The organism is Kitasatospora sp. NPDC087314, from assembly GCF_044744365.1.
Classification (GTDB): Bacteria; Actinomycetota; Actinomycetes; order Streptomycetales; family Streptomycetaceae; genus Kitasatospora.
Genome location: NZ_JBIUYE010000001.1, coordinates 244,849 through 267,218, shown reverse-complemented (window position 1 = coordinate 267,218; position 22,370 = coordinate 244,849). Strand labels below are relative to the sequence as shown.

Sequence of the window (22,370 nt, the reverse complement as noted above, 5' to 3'; positions counted from 1 at the left end):
TACTATCTGCTGGCGATCCAACAGATTCGGCATATCAAACCTCAAATCGGACGATTCCTACCCTGCAGATCCTCAGATCGGATTCGAAAACCAACCGAACGGCGCAGCGGCCGTCTCCACCCGACCCGGCCCCGGGCGGCGGCCGCGCCGGTTAGGTTGGGGGAATGACCTCCGAGGCCCAGGACCAGAGCACGCCGCTCGTCGCCGTCGCGCCCGCCGACGCCGTGCTGCGGCACCCCGAGGCGGGCGAGCACCTGCTCACCCCCGTCGAGCGCGAGCGCGCCGCACGCTTCCGGCACGAGTCCGGGCGGACCGACTTCACCGCCGGCCACGTGCTGGTCCGGCTCTGCGCCGCCCGGCTGCTCGGGGTCCCGGCCGCCGCGGTCACGCTCGCCCAGCAGTGCCCGGACTGCGGCCTGGCGGACCACGGCAAGCCGTACCTGCCGGACCACCCCGGGGTGCACGTGAGCCTGTCCCACACCCGGGGCGTGGTCGCGGCGGGGGCCGGATTCCAGCCGGTCGGCGTGGACGTCGAGCTGGCCGCCCGCGGCGGGTCGCTGGGCGCGGTCGCCCGCCGGGTGCTCTCCCCCGCCGAGCTGCGCCTGGTCGAGGCGGCGGCGGAACCGGACCGGGCGTTCCTGCGGCTGTGGGTGCGCAAGGAGTCGCTGATCAAGATCGGGCGGGCCACCCTGGACTCCCTGGCGTCCGTCGACCTCTCCGCCCTGCCCCTGGACGTCCCGCCCGGCGCCCCGCTGCGCAGCCGCCACCAGGACCTGCACCTGCTCGACTGGACCGACCCGGAGTACGGCGCCGCCGTCGCGGCGGTCAGCACCGCCGCGCCGCGGATCATCCAGCTGACCACGGCGGACTGAGCAGGACGGGGCGGGCAGGACGGGACGGGGCGGGCGGCAGGCCGCCGGATAAGCGGTGTTAGCGTGCCTGGTCGCGGGCGCGTCGCCACCGGACGCCCGCCGAACCAGCTGCCCACCGCCGAATTGAGGGTGTCCCCGCCATGGCCAAGTTCCTGCTGAGCCTGCACGTCCTCGTGTCGGTCCTGTTCATAGGCCCGGTCGCGGTGGCCGTCAGTATGTTCCCGCGCCGGGCCAAGGCCGCGCTGGCCGGTGGGCCGGACCAGGCCTCGGACGCGGGCGTGCTGCGGCTCCTGCACCGGATCACCCAGGTCTACGCGCTGCTGGGGGTCGCCGTGCCGGTGCTGGGCATCGGCCTGGCCCAGGTGATGGACGTGCTCGGGCAGTCCTGGTTGATCGTCTCGATGGTACTCACCGCGATCGCCGCGCTCTCGCTGCTGCTCTTCGTGCTGCCCGGACAGCAGGCCGCGGTGGACGCGCTCGGCCCCGACACCCCGGACGAGCAGCACGCCAAGGCCGTCCAGGGCCTGCGGCTGCTGCCGATGACGGCCGGGGTGTTCAACCTGCTGTGGGCGGTGGTCGTGGTGCTGATGGTCATCCGGCCGGGGTCGAGCACCGGCGTCTAAGACCGACCGGCAGGCCCTCTCCCGCGGGGCGGTCCCGGTCCAGTACCGTCCTGGCCATGACGATCATGGCGGGCATGGGCAGCCCGACGGGTACCGGAGTCGGCCCCCTGCTGCGCGGCTGGCGCGAACGGCGGCAGCTCAGCCAGCTGCAACTGGCCCTGCGGGCGGACTCCTCCGCCCGGCACCTGAGCTTCGTCGAGAACGGCCGGTCCCGCCCGAGCCGGGAGCTGGTGCTGCGGCTCGCCGAACACCTGGACGTCCCGGTGCGCGAGCGCAACACCCTGCTGCTCGCCGCCGGCTACGCCCCGCACTTCCCCGAGACGCCGCTGGACGACCCCTCGATGGACGCGCTGCGCGGCGGCCTGGAGCGGCTGCTCGCGGCCCACGACCCGTACCCCGCGCTGGTCGTCGACGGGAGCTTCCGGGTACTGGCGGCCAACCGCTCGCTCGGGCTGCTCCTCGACGGCGTCGCCCCGCACCTGCTGCAGCCGCCACTCAACGCGATCCGGATCGCCCTGCACCCCGACGGGCTGGCGCCGCGCATCGTGAACTACCCGCAGTGGCGGCGGCACCTGCTGGAACGGATGGAGCACCGGATCGAGCTGGTCAGCGCCGAGTTGCTGCGGCGGCTGTACGAGGAGGTCCGCGGCTACCCGGAGCCGGCGGACGCCCCGGGCCCGGACGGGGAGCACGGGGACGACACCGGGCTGTTCCCGTTCGCGCTGCCGATGCGGATCCGGCACGAGGGGCGGGTGCTGTCCTTCCTCTCCACCATCGCGACCTTCAACACGCCGCTGGACGTGACCGTCTCCGAGCTGGCCATGGAGACCTTCCTCCCGGCCGACACGGAGACGGTGCGGTTCCTGCAGGCCGCCGTGGGCCCGGAGCGCTGACCCCGGTTCAGGCGCGGTTGTCCGCGCGGCGGCGCGCGCGGTCGTCGGCACGGCTGTCGGCACGGCTGTCGCTCCGGCGCAGCGCGGTGAACTGCAGGACGGCGAACAGGGCCACCACCGCCGCCTGCGCCGGGATCCAGACGGCCCCGGCGGTGGTCGGCTCGAACCAGGCCGCCATCGAGACCAGGCTGAGCACCACCCAGGCCAGGTTGAGGTCGATCACCGTCTGCACGGCGAGCCGCGGCGGCCGGCGGCGGGCGGCCAGGGCGCCGACCCCGAAGGCGTAGACGGTGAGGAAGACCCCGAGGTCGAGCAGGGTGGTCCGGCCGACCCCGAGCAGGTCGCCGACCGGGCCGGCGAAGGCCAGGTAGACCAGGCCGTTTCCGCCGGTGACCAGCGCGTCCAGGGCGAGTACGCCGCGCACCGTCCACCGCGAGAGGACGGAGCCGGGGCCGACGGGCGTGAGGGCGTTCGCGGACATGGCGGATCAGCCTCCTGACGGGGTGGGGCCCGGCGGTCGTGGCGCCGCCCGGGTCCCACCACCCTGCCCGCCCGGGCGCCGGGCGTCGATTACCCCGCAGGTAAGGACCGGTGCGGGCAAGGGCTGGTGCGGGCACGGCTGGTGCAGGTCAGGTCAGGTCCGGCGGCTCACGGCCGGCCGGGGCGGCGGAGCAGGACTCCCGCCCGCTTCACCGCGCGGGCGGTGATCGTGGTCTCGGCGCGGGCCACCCCGAGCGGTCCGAGGGTGTCGGTGAGGAAGCGGTAGAGCCCGCCGTGGTCCGCGCAGAACAGGGTGGCCAGCAGGTTGGCCGGGCCGCTGGTGGCGAACACCCCGTGCACCTGCGGGTGGCGGGCCAGCGCCGTACCGACCTCGGCGAGCCGGCCGGGCGGCACGTCCAGCCAGAGGTTTGCGTCCACGGCCATGCCGAGCAGCCTCGGGTCGACGGTGGCGTGGGTGCGCAGCAGCCCCGCCTCGTCGAGCCGCTGCAGTCGGCGCCGGACGGTCGACTCGGCGGCGCCGACCGCCGCGGCCAGCGCCGCGTGGGACTGCCGGGCGTCCTCGCCCAGCCGGGCCAGCAGCGCGCGGTCGAGTCCGTCCGGCGGCGGGGGTGCGGCGGGGCGCGGGCCGGCGGGGCGGGCGAGCGCGGCGGCCTCCGCCTCGGTCAGGTAGCCGGCCTGCCACTGCCCGGCGTCCGCGAAGGCGTGCAGGACGGCGTGGGTGGTGGTCTCGGTGACGGCGGTGGTCGCGGGCAACTGCCCGTACAGCAGCCGGTCGCGGGCCCCGGCGTCGCTCAGCATGACGGCGCCGACCTCGTGCCCGCCGAGCATCACGTCGACGAACGGCACGTCGGGGCGGTCGGCCAGCGCCTGCGCGATGGCGTCCACCGTGCCGCGCAGCACCCGGACCCGCAGCAGCAGCGCGCCCACGGCGGCGTCCTCCACGTCGGGCAGCCGGACCACCCGCAGCACGTCGGCCTGCCGCATCCGGGCTAGGCGGCGGGTGACGGTCCGGGTGGAGACGCCGAGCACCTCGGCGATCCGGCCCGGCTCGCCCCGCCCGTCCACCTGGAGGGCGCAGACCAGGCGGCGGTCGAGGACGTCCAGCATGGTGTCCGGATCAGCGGTGGCGAGGTCCATGGTGTCCGATCTCCGTCGTCCGGCGGGGATTGATCGTCCTGTTCGGCAGCCCTGACGGTACTCCTTGTCCTGAGCGGCCGGGGAGTCCGGCCGGAGTGGAGGGACTGCTGCGATGGAGGCTGTGGCGATGGACGCGCTGGTGACGAGGGCGGCGGCGACGGAGGTGCGGGCGGCGACGGAGGCGACGGTGGAGCTGTGGACACTGGCGGACGGGGTGACGGCGGCGGCGCGCGAGGTCGGGGCGAAGCTCGCGGCGCGGCGGCCCGCCGAACCGACCCCGGCGCGGACCGCCGAGGAGGCCATGGCCCGCTTCGCCGAGGTGGACGGCCCGGCCGCCGCCGAGCTGCGGGAGCGGCTGACCGCACTGCGCCCGCAGGCCGGGTGGGCGGCGGAGGAACTGGACGGCTCGGTGCCCGCCAAGGGCGAGTGGTGGCTGTGCGACGCCACCGACGGCGCGGTGCAGTACCTGCTCGGGCAGCCGCACTGGGCGGTCACCGCGACGCTGGTCCGGGACGGCGCGGCGGTGCTGTCCGTGGTGCACGCCCCCGAGTCGGGCGGCGGGCAAGCGCGCGGCGGGCGCACCTACCGGGCGGTGCTCGGCGGCGGGGCGCAGCTGGACGGGCGGCCGGTCGCGCCGCTGCCGCGCGAGCTCGGGGCGGCCGTCGCCGCCACCAGCCAGCCGCCGTACGTCGGCGCCGACCCGGTGGCGCTGCGCCGGGCGGGCGAGTCGCTGTCCGCGATGGCCGGGGCGGCACTCGCGGTGCGCAACCTCGGGCCGACCGCGCTGCAGGTGGCGCAGGTCGGCTCCGGGCAGCTGGCGCTGTTCTGGGAGTACGGCCGGGACGCGGGCAACCTGCTGCCCGGCGCGCTGATCGCGAGCGAGGCGGGCGCGACGGTCACGGACGCCGCCGGGGCGGCCTGGACGGCCGGCTCCGACAGCTTCCTCGCCGCCGCGCCCGGGCTGCACGCGGACGCGCTGGGGGTGCTGCGGGCGGTGCGGTGATCAGTGGTGGGGTGACCAGGTGATCAGTGGTGCGGTGCGGTGATCAGGTGGTGCGGCGATCAGCTCGCCGGGTCGAGCCCGAAGAGCGCGGCGGCGTTGTCGTGGCAGACGGCGCGCAGCCACTCCTCCCCCAGGCCCAGCCCGGCCAGCGCCTCCAGCTGGTGGACGTAGCGGTACGGGATGTTGGGGAAGTCGCTGCCGAGCAGGACGCGGTCCTGGAGACCGCGCAGGCGCGGCAGTTCGGCGCGCGGGAACGGGTCGTCGGCCTCGACGAAGTCGGTGAACGCCATGGTGGTGTCCAACCGGACGCCCGGGTGGCGCTCGGCGAGGTCGAGGAAGTCCCGGTACTCGGACATCCCGAGGTGGGCGACCACCAGGACCAGCCCCGGGTGCCGGTCCAGCACCTCGCCGATCGGGCCGGGACCGGTGAACTTGCCCGCCACCGGCCCGGATCCGCAGTGGCTGACCACCGGGGTGCCGGTCTCGGCGAGCAGTCCCCAGACCTCGTCCAGCCGGCGGTCCGTCGGGTCGTAGCCGCCGACCTGCAGGTGCGCCTTGAACACCCGGGCGCCGTCCTCGATCGCCCGCGCCACGTAGGCGGGCGCCTCGGGCTCGGCGAAGAAGGTCGCGGTGTGCAGGCAGTCCGGAGTGCGGGCGGCGAAGTCGGCGGCCCAGGAGTTCAGCCACGCGGCCATGCCGGGCTTGTGCGGGTAGAGCATCGACGTGAACGCGCGGACGCCGAACTCCCGCAGCCGTTGGACGCGTTCGGCCTCGGCCTGGCGGTAGGTGATCGGCCAGGGGCGGTTGATGAGCGGACCGGCCGCGTCGAAGTACGCCCACACCTTGTCGAGGACGCTCTTCGGCATGAAGTGGGTGTGCACGTCGACGAGGCCGGGCAGGCCCAGGGCCTGCCAGAACGACCGGACGTCCGCCGCCTCGTCCACCTCGCCCACCCCGCCCACTTCCCCCGTGCTCATGCGGGCACCGGGCGGGCGCGGTCGATGATCCCGGCGGTGTCGACGCCGGACGGCAGGGTGCCGAAGGCGGCGCCGTGGTCGCCGCCGAGCCGGGTGGCGCAGAACGCGTCGGCCACCGCCGGGCTGCCGTGGCGGACCAGCAGCGAGCCCTGGAAGGCCAGCGCCATCGACTCGACCAGCCTGCGCGTCCGGTACTCCAGGTCGGTCAGGTCGGTGAGCTGCTTGCGCAGGTCCGCGACGGCCGCGTCCAGTCGGCGGTCCGCCCCGGCGGCCGCGTCGAGCTCACCGAGGAAGGCCTCGACCGTCTCCGGTCGTTTGGCCATGGCACGCAGCGCGTCCAGGGCGGCGACGTTGCCGGAGCCCTCCCAGATCGACACCAGCGGCGCCTCCCGGTAGAGCCGGGGCATCCCGGACTCCTCGACGTAACCGTTGCCGCCCAGGCACTCCAGCGCCTCGGCGGCGTGCGCCGGGCCCCGCTTGCAGACCCAGTACTTGGCCACCGCCAGGCCCAGCCGCCGTACCAGCGTGGCGGTTTCGTCCCCGGCCAGGGCCAGGTCGGTGGTCTGGGCGAGCCGCATCGCGACGGCGGTGGCCGCCTCGGACTCCACCACCAGGTCGGCGAGCACGTTGCGCATCAGCGGCTGGTCCACCAGCAGCCTGCCGAACGCCCGCCGGTACAGGGCGTGGTGAACAGCCCGGGTGGCGCCGTACCGCATGCCGGAGGCGGCGCCGATGGTGCAGTCCAGGCGGGTCATGTTGACCATCTCGATGATGGTCGCCACCCCGCGGCCCTCCTCGCCGACCAGCCAGCCGACCGCGCCGTCGTACTCCAACTCGGCGGAGGCGTTGGACTTGTTGCCGAGCTTGTCCTTGAGGCGCATCAGGTGCAGGCGGTTGCGGCCGCCGTCGGGCAGGACGCGGGGCAGCATGAAGCAGCTGAGCCCGCCCGGCGCCTGGGCGAGCGTCAGGAAGAGGTCGGACATCGGCGCCGAGGTGAACCACTTGTGGCCGGTCAGCCGGTAGGTGCCGTCCGCGTGCGGGGTCGCGGTGGTGGTGTTGGTGCGGACGTCCGAGCCGCCCTGCTTCTCCGTCATCGACATGCCGGCGATCAGCCCGCGCTTGGTGCGCGGCTCGCGCAGCCCGAAGTCGTACGTGGTGGCGGCCAGCAGCGGCTCCAGCTCGCCCGCCAGGGTGGGGTTGGCGCGCAGGGCCGGGACGGACGCGTAGGTCATCGAGATCGGGCAGGTGTGGCCGGCCTCGACCTGGCCCCAGACGAAGAACTTGGCGGCGCGGGCGGAGTGGGCGCCGGGCCGCTCGTCCCGCCAGGGTGCGGCGTGCAGGCCGTGCGAGACGGCGGTGCGCATCAGCTCGTGCCAGGCCGGGTGGAACTCGACCTCGTCGACGCGGTGGCCGAAGCGGTCGTGCGTGCGCAGCGCCGGCGGGTTCTCGTTGGCCAGCCGGCCCCACTCGGCGGCCTGCTCGGAGCCGGCCAGGCGGCCGAGTTCGCGCAGTTCGGGCTCGGCCCAGCCGGCGCCGGCCCGGTGCAGGGCGGCGAGCAGGGTCGGATCGGCGGCGGTGTCGTGTCCGTACGGCAGGGGCACCTGGTTGGTGACCTCATGCGTCGCTGTCATCGCGTCCTCCCAGGGCACGCAGGGTGAAGGAGACCAGGGCGGGGACCACGTCGGTGGTGACCGCGCTTTCGGTGGGGGTGGCCGTCTCGGTGGGGGCGGCGGTGTCGGTGCTTTTGGCGGAGTCGGTGGTGCTGGTGGTGCTGGTGGCTCTGGTGGGTGCGGTGGCTCTGGTGGGTGCGGTGGCTCTGGTGGGTGCGGTGGCTCTGGTGGGTGCGGCCGTGAGCGGGCCGGCCAGGGCCTCGCCGACCGCGCCGACCAGCGCGGCGGCGGTCAGCACCGGGTCCTGCTCGGGAAGTTCGCCGCTCGCCACGGCCGCGGCGATCTCGGTGGCGATCACGTCCCGGAACGCCCGGCGGAACACCAGGCGCTCGCCGTCCACGACCACGTCGGCCGGTTCGACCAGCAGCGCGTACGCCAGCCGGGGCGCGCGCAGGGCGCGGGCCGCGAAGGTCTCGACGACGGCGGCGATCCGCTGCTGGGGAGTCTCCCGGAGGGCGACGGCCGCGTTGACGGCGGCCATCTCGCGGGTGACCACCCGGCGGAACAGCTGCACGGACAGCTCGGCCTTGTTGGCGAAGTGCTGGTAGAGGCTTCCGGTGGCGATCCCGGCGCGGTCCGCCACGGCGGCCATGGTGCAGCCGCCGTAGCCGCGCTCGGCGAGCAGCAGGGCGGCGGCCTGCAGCACCGTCTCGCGCTGGGCATCCAGGCGGGCTTGGACGGCGGGGGTGCGTCGGTAGGCCACAGAAGTATTGAAGCACTGATTCACTGCTTCGGGGAGGGGCCGGACCGGTCCGCCGGCCCTGCCGTACGCACGAGGAGGCCGCCCCGACTGGGGGCGGCCTCCTCCTGGTGCGCTACCGGTGCGTGCGGGCCCCGCGGTTACAGCGGGCGGCGCTCCAGCTTCTGGCCCTCCTCGTCGAGCGGGCCGAACGGCGGGATCTGCTGCGCCTTGGCGAGCGAACGGGCGGTGTCCTGGTCGGCCAGACCGGCCCACTCCAGCACCTTGGCGGTCGCCTCCGCCGACTCGGCGGCCGGCAGCTTGCCGATGTTGGAGCCGTGGTTGCCGCCCGGCACGGTGTAGACGTAGCTGTCGTCACTGCCCCGACCGAGCTTGAAGGGCTTGGCGCCCCACGGGTCGTTGCCGCCGTAGACGAACATGATCCGCTCGGCGTCACGCTTCACCCAGCGGTCGATGTCCCGCATCGCGTTCGGGTTGAAGGTGGTCGGGATCTCCTTCGGCACGTACGAGCGGGCCGCGTACAGCTCCTTGTAGTCGTAGTGCAGCACGTCCTTCAGGTACGAGACGTCGAAGAACGGCGCGCCCAGCTCGGTGGCGGCCTGGTAGTAGTACGCGGTGTACTTCGCCAGCGACTGGTCGCTGTTGCCGGTGATGCCGGACTGCGAGTCGAACCACGCGTACAGCTCGTCGTCGGTCGCGGTGGCCGCGACCGGGACCTTGGCGCAGTCCGACTCCAGGCTGTACTGCCAGAACGCCCAGATCACGTCGAGCACGCCCGCCTCGTACGCCCGGTCCGGCGTGCCGAGGGTGTTGAAGGTGGAGCCGGCCGCCTTGTTGTCGGCCACGTAGCGGGTCTCCAGGCGGTCGCGGCGCACCAGCAGCTCACGCTGGGCGGCGTTCAGCGCGGCCCGGCACTCGGGGGTGCCGACGGTGCGGAAGAAGTCGGTGTAGGCGGCGTAGTCGTTGACATCGGTGTTGTTCGGCGCCACGTACGCGATCGTGCCCGCGACGTCGTCCGGGTAGAAGCGGCGGAAGTAGGTGGAGGACATGCCGCCCTTGCTGGCGCCGGTGGAGAGCCACTCCTGCTGGTAGATCCGCTTGAGTGCGGTCACCAGCTTGTGCGAGTCGGCGGCCTGCTGGCGGATGCCGGCCTTGGACCAGTCCGCCGGGTCGGGGCGCGACGGGGTGAAGAAGCGGTACTCGATGGACACCTGGTTGCCGTCCACCAGCCGGGTCGGCTCGGTGCGGGACGGGGTGGTGCCCAGCGTGTAGCCGTTGGTGTAGAAGACGGTCGGGCGGTCGTAGCCGCGGTGCAGCACGCTGAAGCGCTGCTGGAAAGTGCCCAGCCAGGGGCGGAAGTGGTCGATCGGCTGGGTGTAGGTGGCCAGGAAGTAGCGGTGGCCGGTGGTGGTGGGCTGCTCCGCGGTGATGGTCACCCCGGGGATCGCCGCCAGGCGGTCCTTGATGTCGGCGTTCGGGTCGTCGGCGGGGCTCCGGCCGTGGGCGGCCTCGGCGGCCCCGACGCCCTGGGCACCGGCGGCCAGCGCCGGGGTCGCCAGGCCGCCGAGCGCGAGCAGCGGTATCAGCAGGACGGAAACCAACAGCCTGCGTAGCGTGGTGGTCATCAACTCTCCATCGGATCAACGGACATGACTGCCGCCTTGTCGGCACAACTCTGCGGCGTGGGTGGTGCGGCGGCCGCCTGGTAGACGGCCGAATGGGCCACCCGCCGGTCGCGGGTGGCCCATCGGGGAACGGTGCTGGTCAGCGGGGTCGCCTCGGTTCCGTCGCGGGGACGGCGGCCGGGGGCGAGGTGGTGGTCAGGAGCTCCGCGTTTGTCAGCGGGGTGGTGGTGGTCAGGGGTCCTGCAGCTGTCGGCGGCGGGGTGGTGATCCGGGACCCTGCGGCTGTCGGCAGCGGGGTGGTGATCACGACCGGGACGGCGGTCAGGGCCTGACCAGGGTGCAGCCGGGCAGGGTGAGGTCGAATCGGTTGCCGGCGGCGAAACAGGCCGGGATGCCGTAGGTCTCCTGGGCGTAGCCGATGCCCTGGTGCACCGTCACCGCGCCGTTCTCGTCGACCTCACACGGGTTGTCGAGGGTGCAGGACTCGCCGCTCTCGTTGATCGTGTTGTTGACGGCGACCACCTGACCGGTGCTCGCGTCCACCACCGGCGAGCCGGAGGTGCCGCCGATCACGTTGCAGCCGGAGGTGTAGCGGACCGAGTCCTTGAAGACCCAGTCGGCCTCGTGCAGCCGGTAGGCGAAACCGTCGATCGAGCAGGAGTAGATCTTCTTCCAGTAGCCCGAGACGACCCGGATCGAGGCGCCCTGCGTGGGGTGGGCGGCGGAGACGGTCAGCGGGGCGATGCCGTACCGGGACTGGATCGAGGCGTAGCTGGTGTTCAGCTGGTAGATCGACACGTCGGTGTCGGTCATGGCGCCGTAGACCACCTTGGTCGCGCGCAGGGTGGCGAGCTTGCCGCCGGTGGAGCTGAGGAGGGTGAAGGTCCGGCTGGAGGGCTGGTTGAGGACCACCTCGCCGGGGCCGGGCATACCGGACTCCAGGCAGTGGCCGTTGGACAGGATGAGGGCCGGGTCGCTCGCGGCCGAGCCCGGCATCCGGACCAGCGAACCGGAGCAGTTGCTGAGCGCCACCGTTCCGGCGAAGGTGACGGCGGCGAGGGGGGCCGCCTTGGTGTCCTTGGTGTCCGCGGGCTGGGCGCCTTGCAGCTCGGCGCCCTGGGCCTGGGCGCCCTGGGCCTCGACGGAGGCGGTGGGGGCCTCCGGGGCCGCGGCCTGAGCCGGGAGGGCCCCGGCGAGGGCGGTGGCCCCGGCGACCAGGAGCGTAGCGAGCATGCCTATGAGCGGCTTCTTCATGAGAGACCTCTCGGTGTGGGGGTCCACCAAAGCTGGCGCGGACATGACCCACTGTCAAGAGTCAAGACATGCCCAAGAGACCACTCCGGCCGCAATGGCTCGTTCCAGCCCCCACCCGGGGCGAGCCATGGTCAACTCGCCTGCCAGTGACGCCGACCGAGGCTGATCAGGCGCAGTTGCAGACGCGCGGTCGCGGCGATCCGCCGCTCCCTGGCCGGATCCGACTCCTGCGCCTCCAACAGGGCCGACGCCGTCGAGACCATGTGGTCCACGTACAGCTCGGCGAGCATGCGCAGGTCCTGCTCGCTCCACCCGCGCGAGACCGGCTGAAGCGCCAACGCCTCCCCCACCTCGGCTGCGAAACGGCCGAGTTCGGCACCGATCGCCTCGCGGACCCGTCGGACCCCGCCATGCCGCTCGCGCGCCAGGAAGCGGACGTGCGCCCGGTGCTCGCGCACGTGCCGCTCGATGACGTCCACCGCACGGTCGATCAGCTCCTCGGCGCCGCCCGCCTCGGCGAGCACCGACCGGATCATGACGTGCAGGCTCGCCAGCGACTCCTCGACCAGCGCCACGCCGAGCGCGGCGAGGTCCGGGAAGTGCCGGTAGAACGCGGCCGGGGACAGCCCGGCCTCCCGGGTGACCTCGCGCACGCCCAGGCTCGCCAGGTTCTGATCGGCCAGCAGGTGCAGGCCCGCATCCAGCAACGCCCGCCGACTCTGCTGCTTCTGGGCCTGTCTGGCCCCAACGGTGTGACTCACGCCATTCAGTAAACAAGTGTTTGCCGAAATTGGCCAGTCGGGCGTAGAGTGAGGCCGAAGTCAGTGAACACTTGTCAACCGAAATCGACACCGGGCCGGTGCCGGTACCGGGCCGAGCTCGACATCGGGCCGGTACTGCCACGGCCGGAGGGGCCCGCCGTGATCCTGTTCTCCGCGCTGGTCGCCATGGGCGTCCTGATCGGCGCCGCCGCGCACACCTCGCTCCCCGTCTTCCTCACCGCCTCCGCCGCCATCACCGCCTGGCTGCTCGCCTTCGGCGCCCGCGAGGGCCTCGCCCGGCTGCGGCAGCGCTGACCCGGCCGCTTCCCAGAGAGGACCCGCCACCGTCATGAGCACTGTCACGAACCGTCAGAGCGGCGCCCGCAGCGACGCCCACGACGAGGCCCACGGCGACGCCCGCGAGGCCGACAACCTGGCCGTCGCCTCCTTCCTGCTCGGCCTCCCCGGTCTGCTCCTCTTCAACGTCGTCCTGGGGCCGCTCGCCATCACCCTCGCCACGCTGGCCCTGGTCCGCGGCACCCGGCGGCGCGGCCGCGCCGTCCTCGGGCTGGCCCTGGGCATCGCCTCACTGGCGATCCTCGCCACCACCACTGCCACCTCTCACGGGGTGCTCATGGAGTTCGGCTCCTGAGTCGGGCCCGTGTCCGGCTTCCGGTGGTTCGGCGCGCGTGGCTGGGCTTACGTGGCTGGGCTTACGTGGTGGGGCTTACGTGGTGGGGCGACCCGTCAGGCGCCCGCGCCGGAACCGGCCTTCGAACGACTGATCCCGCCAACCCGCCCCACGGCCCCCGTCCGCCACGTACTGTGGCGACAACGGACGGGTGACCACAGGGGGCAGGAGTGACTACCGAGTACCGCAGCGACGCGCCGTCGGAGCCGACCGGGGCGGGCGGGCGGCTCCTCGCCGTGAGCGACCTGCACATCTCCTACCAGGAGAACCGCGACCTGGTGGAGAAGCTGCAACCCAGCACCCCCGACGACTGGCTGCTCGTCGCCGGGGACGTCGCCGAGCTCACCACCAGCATCGAGTGGGCGCTCGGGCTGCTCGCCGAACGCTTCGCCCGCGTGGTGTGGGCCCCCGGCAACCACGAACTGTGGACCCACCCCGAGGACCCGGTGCAGCTGCGCGGTGTGGCCCGCTACAACCACCTGGTGGAGCTCTGCCGAAGCCTCGGCGTCGTGACCCCCGAGGACCCGTACCCGCTCTGGCAGGGTGCCGGCGGACCGGTCCGCATCGCCCCGCTCTTCCTCCTCTACGACTACTCCTTCCGTGCGCCTGGCACGACCACCAAGGAGGAGTCCCTGGCAGCCGCCTACGAGAGCGGCATCGTCTGCGCGGACGAGCGGATGCTCTACCCGGACCCGTTCCCGGACCGCGACTCCTGGTGCCGTGAGCGCGTCCGGCTGACCGAGCAGCGGCTGGCGGCCTGCGACCCGGACGTACCGCTGGTCCTGGTCAACCACTACCCGCTGGTTCGCCACCCCACCGAGATCCTCTGGTACCCCGAGTTCGCCCAGTGGTGCGGCACCGAGCTGACCGCCGACTGGCACCGTCGCTTCAACACCGCGGCGATGATCTACGGCCATCTGCACATCCCCCGGAAGACCAGCTACGACGGCGTCCCCTTCGAGGAGGTCTCGCTCGGCTACCCGCGCGAGTGGCGCCGCCGCGGGCTGCCGGACCCGCTGCTGCGGGAGGTGTTCCCGCAGGCCCAAACGTCCTGACCACCCGGGCCGGGCGGGGACGGTGGGCCTCCTTCCGGTGCATCCGGCTCTCCTTTCCCTGGGCTCTCACCCAGCGCTCTCACTCCGCCGCGATCGCCCGCAGGACGTCCAGCCGTGCCGCCCGGCCCGCCGGGCGGAGCCCGGCCACCGCGCCCGCCAGCAGCCCGGCCGCCAGCACCACGGTCAGCTGCCCCGGCGGTATCGCGAACGAGCCCGTCCCCGCGCTGTCCGAGGCCCGGACCAGCGCCCAGCCGAGGAAGGCCCCGAGCCCGAGCCCGCCGACCGTCCCGAACGCGGCCACCAGCACCGACTCCCAGCGCACCATGCCGCGCAGCTGGGCCCGGGTCTGTCCGACGGCCCGCAGCAGCCCCAGCTCCCTGGTCCGCTCGTACACCGCCAGCGTCAGCGTGTTGGCGATGCCCAGCAGTGCGATCAGCACCGCCAGCGCCAGCAGCGCATAGACCACCGACAGCATCATGTCGACGCCGGAGGCCGCGCTCGTCGCGTACGCGTCCCGGTCCTGTACCTGCGGGCTGCCGAACGGGACCAGGGCCTTCTCCACCGCCGCCTTCCCCGCGCCCGGGGAGACGCCACCGCGCAGCCCGACCGCGACCATGGTGTCCGCGTCCTGCCCCCGGTGCGGGGCCCAGGCCTGGCGGGTTATCAGGTAGTCGCCGGCCAGCCCGCCGCCCTCGTACAGCGCGCGGATGGTGAACGGCCCGCTCGTACCGTCGGTGAAGCCCACGGTGACGGCCTGTCCGAGCCGCCAACCGCGCTGCTGCGCCTCGCTGCGGGAGACCGCGAGGCCGTCCACGCCGAGCGCGTCGAGCGAACCGTCCACCCGGCCGAGGTCGACGATGCCGGACAGTCGGGCCGGGTCGGTGACGTCCAGTGTCCGACCCAGCCCGTCGATCCGGGCGACTCCCCGGCCGAGCCCGACCGTCTGCCGAACCTCGGGGAGCCCGGCGAGCGTGTCCGCCACCTTGGGGCTGATCCCGCTGCCGCCGGCCCCGAACGAGGAGGTGGTGACGGCCAGATCACCCGCGAAGGACTTGCTCACCGTGGCGTCCAGCGTGGCCTTGATCGACGCGCCGAAGACGGTGAACAGCGTCACCACCGCGACCCCGATCATCAGCGCGCTCGCCGTGGCGGCCGTCCGGCGCGGGTTGCGCGCCGCGTTGCGCCGGGCCAGCAGGCCGGAGACTCCGCGCAAGCGGGGCAGCGGCGCACCCAGCGTCCGGACCGCGAACGCCGCCGCGACCGGCCCGAGCACCACCACCCCCGCCAGCACCGCCAGCGCCCCGCCCGCCGTCAGCGCGACCGACGGGCCGTCGGTGGCGCCGAGGACGGCGACCGGCACGCCGCCCGCCAGGAGCAGGCCGCCGAGCAGCACCCGGGCAGCGCCCGCGCGCCCCTGGGCCGCCCGGTCCACGCCGGTGTCCCGCAGCGCCGCCAGCGGAGCCGTCCGTCCGGCCCGAACGGCGGGCAGCAGTGCCGAGCCCACCGCGACCAGCGTCCCGACCAGTAGCGGGAGCGCCACGGCGGCCGCCCTGATCACCATGCCGCCGGTCGGCAGGGCGAAACCGAGCGCCGAGAACAGCGCCTTGAGCCCGGCCGCCACGCCGATCCCGCCCAACAGCCCGCCGAGCGAGGCCGACAGACCCACCGCCAGCGCCTCCGCCAGCGTCGCCCCGAGCACTTGGCCGCGGACCGCGCCGAGCGCCCGCAGCAGCGCGTTCTCCCTGGTGCGCTGGGCGACCACGATGGCGAAGGTGTTGTGGATGGAGAACGTCGCGACCAGCAGGGCGATCCCGGCGAAGACCAGCAGCAGGGTGGTGAACATGCCCAGGAACCGCCCGGACAGCAGTTGGGTGCTCTCCTGGGTGGCCGCAGTGCCGGTGATCGCCTGGACGCCGGCCGGCAGCCGCGGGGTGATCCGGGCGGCCAGCTCCTGCTGCGTGACCCCGCCCGCCGCGCGGACCTGGATGGAGCTGGCCTGCCCCGCGCCCCTGGGCGTGAGGTGACGCTCGGCGTCCGCGAAGGTCAGCGCGGTGAAGGTGCTCGGCCCCATGCCGTCCGCGCTCGCCCCGAAGGTGGCGATGCCGACAACGGTGACCGGCACCGGATCGGGAGTGCGCAGCACGGTGGTGGAGCCGAGGTGCAGCCCGCCGCTCTTCGCCGCGCCCCGGTTCACCACCACCTCGCCCGGGGCGGCCGGCGCCCGGCCCTCGGTCAGCCGGTACGGGTTGAGCCGGCCGTCGGCGAGCCAGTTCCCCGCGAGGGTGGGCGGCCCCTGCCCGCCGATCGGTCTGCCGTCGGCGCCGACCAGCTGGCCCGCGCCCTGGACGGACGGCTCGGCGGCCGCCACTCCGGGGACGGCGCGCAGTCGATCGGCGAGCGCCGCGTCCACCGGCGCCCGCACGCCGCCGGCGGTGCCCGGGGAGTCCAGCACGTCGGCGCTGCGGACCACCACGTCGGTGCCCGCGTTCGCATCGGCGAAGAGGGTGTCGAAGTTGGCCCGCAGGGTGTCGCCCAGCACCATGGTGCCGGTCAGGAAGCCGACCCCGAGCAGGATGGACAGGAAGGTGCCGGCCAGCCGCCGCTTGTGCGCGCGCAGCGAGCGCAGGCTGAGCCTGGCCACGACCGTCAGCGGGCTCGTCGACGTCATGACCGCCCCCGCTCGAAGGCCTTCATCCGGTCCAGCACCAGACCGGCGGTGGGCCGCTCCATCCGGTCCACCAGCCGCCCGTCGGCGAGGAACAGCGCCTCGTCGGCGTGGCCGGCGGCCGTCGGGTCGTGGGTGACCATGACCACGGACTGGCCCATCTCGTCCACCGCGCGGCGCAGCAGGCCGAGCACCTCGCCGCCGGAGCGGGAGTCCAGGTTGCCGGTCGGCTCGTCGGCGAAGACCACCTGCGGCCGCCCGGCCAGCGCCCGGGCCACCGCGACCCGCTGCTGCTGGCCGCCGGACAGCTCGCTCGGGCGGTGGTGCAGCCGGTCGCCGAGGCCGACGACGTCGATCAGCGCCACCAACCAGTCCTCGTCGGGGGCCGCCCCGGCGAGGTCGAGCGGCAGGGTGATGTTCTCCCGGACGGTGAGCGTGGGCACCAGGTTGAAGGCCTGGAAGACGAAGCCGATCCGCTCCCGACGCAGCAGGGTGAGCCGCCGGTCGTTCAGCGAGCCGAGTTCGACGTCGCCGATCCGGGCACTGCCCGCGCTCAGCGTGTCCAGCCCGGCCGCACAGTGCATCAGGGTGGACTTGCCCGAGCCGGACGGACCCATGATCGCGGTGAACCGCCCGGCCGGGAACTCCACCGTCACGTGGTCCAGCGCGCGGACCTCGGTGCCGCCGACGCCGTAGATCTTGACGGCGTCGGCGACCCGGGCGGCGGTTCCGCGGACGAGGTCGAGTGTGGTCACTTCCCGGCACCCCCTCGGAACTGGTCCCGCGGCGACTCGCTGAGCACGGCACGCTTGGCGCGGTACTCCTCGGCGTCGATGTCGCCCTCGGCGTAGCGGCGGCCCAGGACGGCCAGCGGGTGGTCCGCCCGGGCCCCGGCTCCGCAGCCGCGCCGCCAGAGCGTCCGGCGCAGCACGGTGATCACCAGGACCACCACGGCGATCCATACCAGCGGGATCAGCAGGATCCAGGGACCGGGCCCGTGCCCTCCCCAATCGGCCAGCAGCGTGTACATGGTGGTTCATCTCCTCGGCGGTGGGCCTCCAGACCTCGGGCGGTTCCCGAGGTGACCAGAGCGTCCCGCCAAGCGGCCTCATCACGCGTCCTACCAGCAGCGGCAGTTGGGGTACTCCCGGGAGAGTACGGGTTGGCCGCGACACGCCGGGCCGGAAGTAGAGCGGTCGGGCAGGACCACCGGGTGGTGCGCGGCGGGCAGGCAGCACGGCGCGGCAGGCAAGCGGGACCAGGCAGCACGGCGCGGCAGGCGCGCAGGCAGCGGGACCCGGCAGCCCGGCGCGCCGCCGCACGGCGGACCCTCAGCCCAGCCAGCCCGGCCGCACCAGCCCCGACTCGTACGCCAGCACCACCAGTTGCGCCCGGTCCCGGGCCCCGAGCTTCACCATCGCCCGGCTGACATGCGTCTTCGCCGTCAGCGGGCTGACCACCAGTCGCCGGGCGATCTCCTCGTTGGACAGCCCCATCCCGACCAGCGCCAGCACCTCCCGCTCCCGCTCGGTCAGCATGGAGATGTCCGAGAGCCCGCCCGGCGCCGCCTCGGGCGCCTTCGAACGGGCCGCGAACTCGCCGATCAGCCGCCGCGTCACCCCCGGCGACAACAGCGCGTCCCCCGCCACCGCGACCCGGATGGCCCGCAGCAGGTCGGCCGGGTCGGTGTCCTTGACCAGGAAGCCGGCCGCCCCCGAGCGCAGCGCCTCGAAGACGTACTCGTCCAGCTCGAAGGTGGTGAGCACGACCACCCGTACGGAGGACAGCGCAGGGTCCTCGGCGATCCGCCGGGTCGCCTCCAGGCCGTCCATCCGCGGCATCCGGACGTCCATCAGCACGACGTCCGGCACGAGTTCGCGGGCGAGCCGCAGCGCCGCCTCGCCGTCGTCCGCCTCGCCGACCACCGCGAGGTCGTCCTGCAGGTCCAGCAGGGCCCGGAACCCGGCCCGGACCAGCAGTTGGTCATCCGCCAGCAGTACCCGAATCACTCACTCTCCACCTTCGGTGTCGGCAGCTCCGCCCGGACCCGGAAGCCGCCGCCCGGCAGCGGCCCCGCCGTGATGGTGCCACCGAACGCGGCCGCCCGTTCCCGCATCCCGGCCAGCCCGCTGCCCGACCCGCCGGCGTCGCCGAACACCGCCGGGCCCGGGTCCTCGACCCGGACCACCAGCGCGGCCGGATCGGTCCAGTCCAGGACGACGACCGCCTGCCGCGCCGCCGAGTGCCGGATCACGTTGGTCAGCGCCTCCTGGACGATCCGGAACGCGGTGAGGTCGACGCCGGCGGCCAGCGCGCGCCGCTCGCCGCGTTCCTGCACCTCGGCGGCCAGGCCCACCCGGTCGGCCTGGTCGGTGAGTTCGTCCAGCCGGTCCAGACCGGGGGCCGGGCCGCGCGGCGCCGCCTCCGGCCCGCGCAGCGTCGCGAGCACCTGCCGGACCTCGCCGAGCGCCTCCTTGCTGGTCGACTTGATGGTGACCAGCGCGGTGCGGGCCTCCTCCGGCCGCCGGTCCAGCAGGGCGAGCGCGACCCCCGCCTGGATGTTGATCAGCGACAGGCTGTGCGCCAGGATGTCGTGCAACTCCCGGGCCATCTTGAGCCGTTCCTCGTTGGCCCGGCGCTGCTCCAGCTGCTGCCGGTAGGCCCGGTGGGCGGCGATCCGCTCGCGCCGGAACCGGACCAGCTCGGCGCCCGCGGCCACCAGCAACAGCCAGGCCAACAGACCGAGTTCCGCCTGCCAGGAGAAGGCGGACGGCGGGGTGCGCTGCCAGTCCGCCGGCAGCGCGAAGGTGATCAGGACGTGCACCAGGTACACCCCGCCCAGGCCCGCCCAGGCCACCCGGCGGTGCCCGGAGCCGATCGCCGTGCAGCAGGCGATCAGCCAGCTGACGAACACCGGCCCGTACGGGTACCCGGCGCCCAGGTACGCCGCCGTCACCACCGAGGTGCCGACCACCGCCACGACCGGCCGACGGCACCGCAGCACCAGCAGGGCGGGGCCGATCAGCAGCAGGAGGTAGCCGACGGCGTCCAGCGGGACCCGCCCGCCCTGGTTCCGCCCGGCGAACGTCGACCCGACCACCTGGACCACGGCGACCGCCGCCGCCAGCCCGAGCGGCCGGCCCGCGTCGGCCGCCCGCACCCACGGCGGGCGCCACGGCTCGGGCGGCTCCCCCGAGGGCGGTCGCGGGCCCGGGGAATGCGGCGGCGGGCCCGGCGTTTCCGTCGGCGGGGACGTGGGCGGCATCATGCCCGGAAGGCTAGACCCGCGCCGCCTCCCCACGCGTCCTCCACCAGTGGCGTTCGGGCGTACTCCCACGGGAGTACGCCCGAACCCGGTCCCACCCGCTCCCCTCCCGCTCAGCCCTCTGCCGCGGCCTCCTGCGCCTTCTCCTCCGCCTCCTCGAAGGTCGCGGACGCCTCCGGCCGGGCCAGCGTGACCACCAGCTCGCCGTCGCTCACGTCCGCGATCAGCGTGTCCCCCTCCTGCACCGTGCCGTCCAGCAGCAGGTTGGAGAGCCGGTTGTCCAGCTCCGACTGGATCGTCCGGCGCAGCGGCCGGGCCCCGAACTCCGGCTGGTACCCACGGTTGACCAGCCACTCCTTGGCCGCCTCGGTGACCTCCAGCTCCACGTCCTGCGCCTTGAGCCGGCGCCGGCTGCGCTCCAGCAGCAGGCCCACGACCGACAGCAGGTCCTTGCGGGTGAGCGCGTGGAAGACGATCACCTCGTCGATCCGGTTCAGGAACTCCGGCCGGAACTGCTGGCGCAGGTCGCGCATCAGGTCGTCGCGGATCTCGTCCACGTTCCCGGCGTGGTCGAGGATGCGCTGCGAGCCGATGTTGCTGGTCATGATCACCACGGTGTTGCGGAAGTCGACCGTACGCCCCTGGGAGTCGGTCAGCCGCCCGTCGTCCAGCACCTGGAGCAGCAGGTTGAAGACGTCCGGGTGTGCCTTCTCCACCTCGTCGAAGAGCAGCACGCTGTACGGCTTGCGGCGGACCGCCTCGGTCAGCTGCCCCGCCTCGTCGTAGCCGACGTACCCGGGCGGGGAGCCGACCAGCCGGGAGACGGTGTGCTTCTCCTGGAACTCGCTCATGTCGAAGCGGATCATCCGGTCCGGGTCGCCGAACAGCAGCGCCGCCAGCGCCTTCGCCAGCTCGGTCTTGCCCACGCCGGTCGGCCCGAGGAAGAGGAAGGAGCCGGTCGGCCGGTCCGGGTCGCCCATCCCGGCCCGGCCCCGGCGCACCGCCTGGGCCACCGCGGTGACCGCCTCGTCCTGGCCGATCACCCGCTCGTGCAGATGGTCCTCCAGCTTGAGCAGCCGCTCCTTCTCGGTCGCGTTCAACTCCGCGACCGGGATGCCGGTCCGGGACGACAGCACCTGCGCGATGTCGTCGGCGGTCACGTCGACGACCTCCTCGCGGGACTCGGCGATGGACGTCAGCTCGTCCTCGGTCTGCCGCAGCTCGGCCTTCAGGTTGGCCGCCCGTACGAACTCCTCGTCCGCGACGGCCTCCTCCAGCTCCCGCTTGAGCTTGGTGATCCGGTCCTGCACCCCGGTCGCCTCGGTGGACCCGCTCAGGCTGCGCAGCCGCACCCGGGCACCGGCCTGGTCCAGCAGGTCGATCGCCTTGTCCGGCAGGAAGCGGTCGCTGACGTACCGGTCGGACAGCGTCGCCGCCGCGTCCAGCGCCTGGTCGGTGAACCGCACCTGGTGGTGCGCCTCGTACGCGTCCCGCAGCCCCTGCAGGATCTCGATCGTCTCCTCGACGCTCGGCTCGGGCACCAGCACCGGCTGGAAGCGGCGCTCCAGCGCGGCGTCCTTCTCCACGTGCTTGCGATACTCGTCCAGCGTCGTCGCGCCGACCACGCTCAACTCGCCGCGCGCCAAAGCCGGCTTGAGGATGTTGCCGGCGTCCATCGAGCCCTCGCCGCCGGCGCCCGCGCCGACCACGGTGTGCAGCTCGTCCAGAAAGAGGATCACGCTCTTCTCGGCCGCCGTGACCTCGTCGATCACCTTCTTCAGCCGCTCCTCGAACTCGCCCCGGTACTTGGAGCCCGCCACCAGGGCGGTCAGGTCGAGGGTGACCACCCGCTTGTCCTTCAGGCTCTGCGGCACGTCCCCGGAGACGATCCGCTGTGCCAGCCCCTCCACGATCGCGGTCTTGCCGACACCCGGCTCGCCGATCAGCACCGGGTTGTTCTTGGTCCGCCGGGAGAGGATCTCGACGGTCTGCTCGATCTCCTCGGCCCGCCCGACCACCGGGTCCAGCCGCCCCGAGCGCGCCTCCTCGGTGAGGTCCCGCCCGTACTCGTCCAGGATCGGCGTCTCGCTGGGGTGCGCGCCCGTGCTGCTGCGCTCCCCGCCGACGCCGCGCCCGTCCAACACCGTCTTCAGTGCCTCCTGCGAGGGCGCCGCGTTGCGCAACGCCGTCCCCGCCCCGGACCGCTCCTGGTCCAGCAGTGCGCCGAGGATGTGCTCCGGCCCGATGTACGAGGCCCCGGCCGCCTGCGAACGGGCGTGCGCGGCCAGCAGCGCGCGCTTGGCCGACGGCGTGAGCGCGGGCTGCCCGTCCACCGTGGCCGAGCCCCCCGACGGCAGCGACCGCTCCAGGTCGCCGGCCAGCTGGTCCGGGTCGATCCCCGCCCGCTCCAACATCCGGCGCGACGGCTCCACCCGGGTGGCCGCCCAGGCCAGGTGCCCGGTGTCGAGATCGCTGCTCCCGTCCTCGCTCGCCCGCTGCGCGGCCAGTCCCAACAACTCCTGCGAGGACTCGCTCAGCAGCCGTCCGATCGGCACCCGCTGCACCGCGGGCGGGGAGGCCATCGGGCTCATCCCGAAGAACCGGCTGAGCAGATCGGAGAACGGATCGTTCGATCCGAACGGGGGCATGGTCACGGCGCTTCACCTCTCCCAAGCGGT

21 protein-coding genes are annotated in these 22,370 nt (G+C 73.7%); 7 read left to right on the top strand and 14 right to left on the bottom strand.

Annotated elements, in window-relative coordinates; all coding sequences use genetic code 11:
• Window positions 1-164: 164 nt before the first annotated feature.
• From ACIO5E_RS01235 to ACIO5E_RS01225, 3 genes are all read left to right on the top strand, one after another.
• The gene (locus tag ACIO5E_RS01235; RefSeq protein WP_400662096.1) at window positions 165-872 is read left to right on the top strand and encodes a 4'-phosphopantetheinyl transferase family protein; all 708 of its coding nucleotides are present in this window, start codon (window positions 165-167) and stop codon (window positions 870-872) included.
• A 140-nt stretch (window positions 873-1,012) separates the two neighbouring features.
• Window positions 1,013-1,495 carry a DUF2269 family protein gene (locus ACIO5E_RS01230; RefSeq protein WP_400662093.1) on the top strand — a complete coding sequence of 161 codons (483 nt, stop codon included), beginning with the start codon at window positions 1,013-1,015 and terminating at the stop codon, window positions 1,493-1,495.
• Window positions 1,496-1,551: 56 nt separating this feature from the next.
• A complete protein-coding gene (locus ACIO5E_RS01225) occupies window positions 1,552-2,388 on the top strand; it encodes a helix-turn-helix domain-containing protein (RefSeq protein ID WP_400662091.1) in 837 nt (278 codons plus the stop codon).
• Between the two features lie 7 nt (window positions 2,389-2,395).
• Here the strand turns inward: ACIO5E_RS01225 and ACIO5E_RS01220 are convergent, their stop codons facing one another.
• Both ACIO5E_RS01220 and ACIO5E_RS01215 read right to left on the bottom strand, forming a co-directional pair.
• Complete coding sequence (locus ACIO5E_RS01220) at window positions 2,396-2,869, bottom strand: hypothetical protein (RefSeq protein ID WP_400662088.1); 474 nt, start codon at window positions 2,867-2,869, stop codon at window positions 2,396-2,398.
• Between the two features lie 167 nt (window positions 2,870-3,036).
• The gene (locus tag ACIO5E_RS01215) at window positions 3,037-4,026 is read right to left on the bottom strand and encodes an Lrp/AsnC family transcriptional regulator (RefSeq protein ID WP_400662085.1); all 990 of its coding nucleotides are present in this window, start codon (window positions 4,024-4,026) and stop codon (window positions 3,037-3,039) included.
• A 112-nt stretch (window positions 4,027-4,138) separates the two neighbouring features.
• On the opposite strand from ACIO5E_RS01215, the gene ACIO5E_RS01210 reads away from it, so the two are divergent.
• Window positions 4,139-5,029: an inositol monophosphatase family protein gene (locus ACIO5E_RS01210; RefSeq protein WP_400662082.1), complete on the top strand. Its 891-nt coding sequence runs from the start codon at window positions 4,139-4,141 to the stop codon at window positions 5,027-5,029.
• A gap of 59 nt (window positions 5,030-5,088) precedes the next feature.
• On the opposite strand, the gene ACIO5E_RS01205 is transcribed toward ACIO5E_RS01210, so the two are convergent.
• From ACIO5E_RS01205 to ACIO5E_RS01180, 6 genes are all read right to left on the bottom strand, one after another.
• Window positions 5,089-6,006, bottom strand: a complete 918-nt coding sequence (locus ACIO5E_RS01205) for an amidohydrolase family protein (protein WP_400662079.1) — start codon at window positions 6,004-6,006, stop codon at window positions 5,089-5,091.
• Window positions 6,003-7,637: an acyl-CoA dehydrogenase family protein gene (locus tag ACIO5E_RS01200; RefSeq protein ID WP_400662077.1), complete on the bottom strand. Its 1,635-nt coding sequence runs from the start codon at window positions 7,635-7,637 to the stop codon at window positions 6,003-6,005. Before ACIO5E_RS01200 ends, ACIO5E_RS01205 begins: the two co-directional genes overlap by 4 nt.
• Window positions 7,621-8,379, bottom strand: a complete 759-nt coding sequence (locus tag ACIO5E_RS01195) for a TetR family transcriptional regulator (protein ID WP_400662074.1) — start codon at window positions 8,377-8,379, stop codon at window positions 7,621-7,623. Before ACIO5E_RS01195 ends, ACIO5E_RS01200 begins: the two co-directional genes overlap by 17 nt.
• Before the next feature lie 137 nt (window positions 8,380-8,516).
• Complete coding sequence (locus tag ACIO5E_RS01190) at window positions 8,517-10,001, bottom strand: S28 family serine protease (protein ID WP_400662072.1); 1,485 nt, start codon at window positions 9,999-10,001, stop codon at window positions 8,517-8,519.
• Window positions 10,002-10,322: 321 nt separating this feature from the next.
• Window positions 10,323-11,255: a serine protease gene (locus ACIO5E_RS01185; protein ID WP_400662069.1), complete on the bottom strand. Its 933-nt coding sequence runs from the start codon at window positions 11,253-11,255 to the stop codon at window positions 10,323-10,325.
• Window positions 11,256-11,386: 131 nt separating this feature from the next.
• Window positions 11,387-12,016, bottom strand: a complete 630-nt coding sequence (locus tag ACIO5E_RS01180) for a TetR family transcriptional regulator (protein ID WP_400662066.1) — start codon at window positions 12,014-12,016, stop codon at window positions 11,387-11,389.
• 159 nt (window positions 12,017-12,175) lie between these two features.
• Here ACIO5E_RS01180 and ACIO5E_RS01175 point away from each other — a divergent pair, with 159 nt between their 5' ends.
• The 3 genes from ACIO5E_RS01175 to ACIO5E_RS01165 all read left to right on the top strand — a co-directional run bounded on the left by ACIO5E_RS01175 (window position 12,176) and on the right by ACIO5E_RS01165 (window position 13,762).
• Window positions 12,176-12,331 (top strand): hypothetical protein, encoded by a 156-nt coding sequence (locus ACIO5E_RS01175; RefSeq protein WP_350593115.1) that lies wholly within the window; start codon window positions 12,176-12,178, stop codon window positions 12,329-12,331.
• A 34-nt stretch (window positions 12,332-12,365) separates the two neighbouring features.
• Complete coding sequence (locus ACIO5E_RS01170) at window positions 12,366-12,668, top strand: DUF4190 domain-containing protein (protein WP_400662064.1); 303 nt, start codon at window positions 12,366-12,368, stop codon at window positions 12,666-12,668.
• Window positions 12,669-12,877: 209 nt separating this feature from the next.
• Complete coding sequence (locus ACIO5E_RS01165; protein ID WP_400662061.1) at window positions 12,878-13,762, top strand: metallophosphoesterase family protein; 885 nt, start codon at window positions 12,878-12,880, stop codon at window positions 13,760-13,762.
• A 79-nt stretch (window positions 13,763-13,841) separates the two neighbouring features.
• Here the strand turns inward: ACIO5E_RS01165 and ACIO5E_RS01160 are convergent, their stop codons facing one another.
• The 6 genes from ACIO5E_RS01160 to ACIO5E_RS01135 form a co-directional block, all read right to left on the bottom strand.
• Window positions 13,842-16,430, bottom strand: coding sequence for an FtsX-like permease family protein (locus ACIO5E_RS01160; protein WP_400662058.1), 2,589 nt, complete (start codon window positions 16,428-16,430; stop codon window positions 13,842-13,844).
• On the bottom strand, window positions 16,427-17,182 hold the full coding sequence (locus tag ACIO5E_RS01155) for an ABC transporter ATP-binding protein (RefSeq protein WP_400662055.1): 756 nt from the start codon (window positions 17,180-17,182) through the stop codon (window positions 16,427-16,429). The genes ACIO5E_RS01160 and ACIO5E_RS01155 overlap by 4 nt, the downstream gene beginning before the upstream one ends.
• Complete coding sequence (locus tag ACIO5E_RS01150; RefSeq protein WP_400662053.1) at window positions 17,179-17,457, bottom strand: SHOCT domain-containing protein; 279 nt, start codon at window positions 17,455-17,457, stop codon at window positions 17,179-17,181. Before ACIO5E_RS01150 ends, ACIO5E_RS01155 begins: the two co-directional genes overlap by 4 nt.
• 301 nt (window positions 17,458-17,758) lie before the next feature.
• Entirely contained in the window at window positions 17,759-18,436 is a 678-nt protein-coding gene (locus ACIO5E_RS01145) for a response regulator (protein WP_400662050.1), read from the bottom strand.
• Window positions 18,433-19,695: a sensor histidine kinase gene (locus ACIO5E_RS01140; protein WP_400662048.1), complete on the bottom strand. Its 1,263-nt coding sequence runs from the start codon at window positions 19,693-19,695 to the stop codon at window positions 18,433-18,435. The genes ACIO5E_RS01145 and ACIO5E_RS01140 overlap by 4 nt, the downstream gene beginning before the upstream one ends.
• Window positions 19,696-19,805: 110 nt before the next feature.
• A complete protein-coding gene (locus ACIO5E_RS01135) occupies window positions 19,806-22,340 on the bottom strand; it encodes an ATP-dependent Clp protease ATP-binding subunit (RefSeq protein ID WP_400663377.1) in 2,535 nt (844 codons plus the stop codon).
• Between the last annotated feature and the right edge of the window lie 30 nt (window positions 22,341-22,370).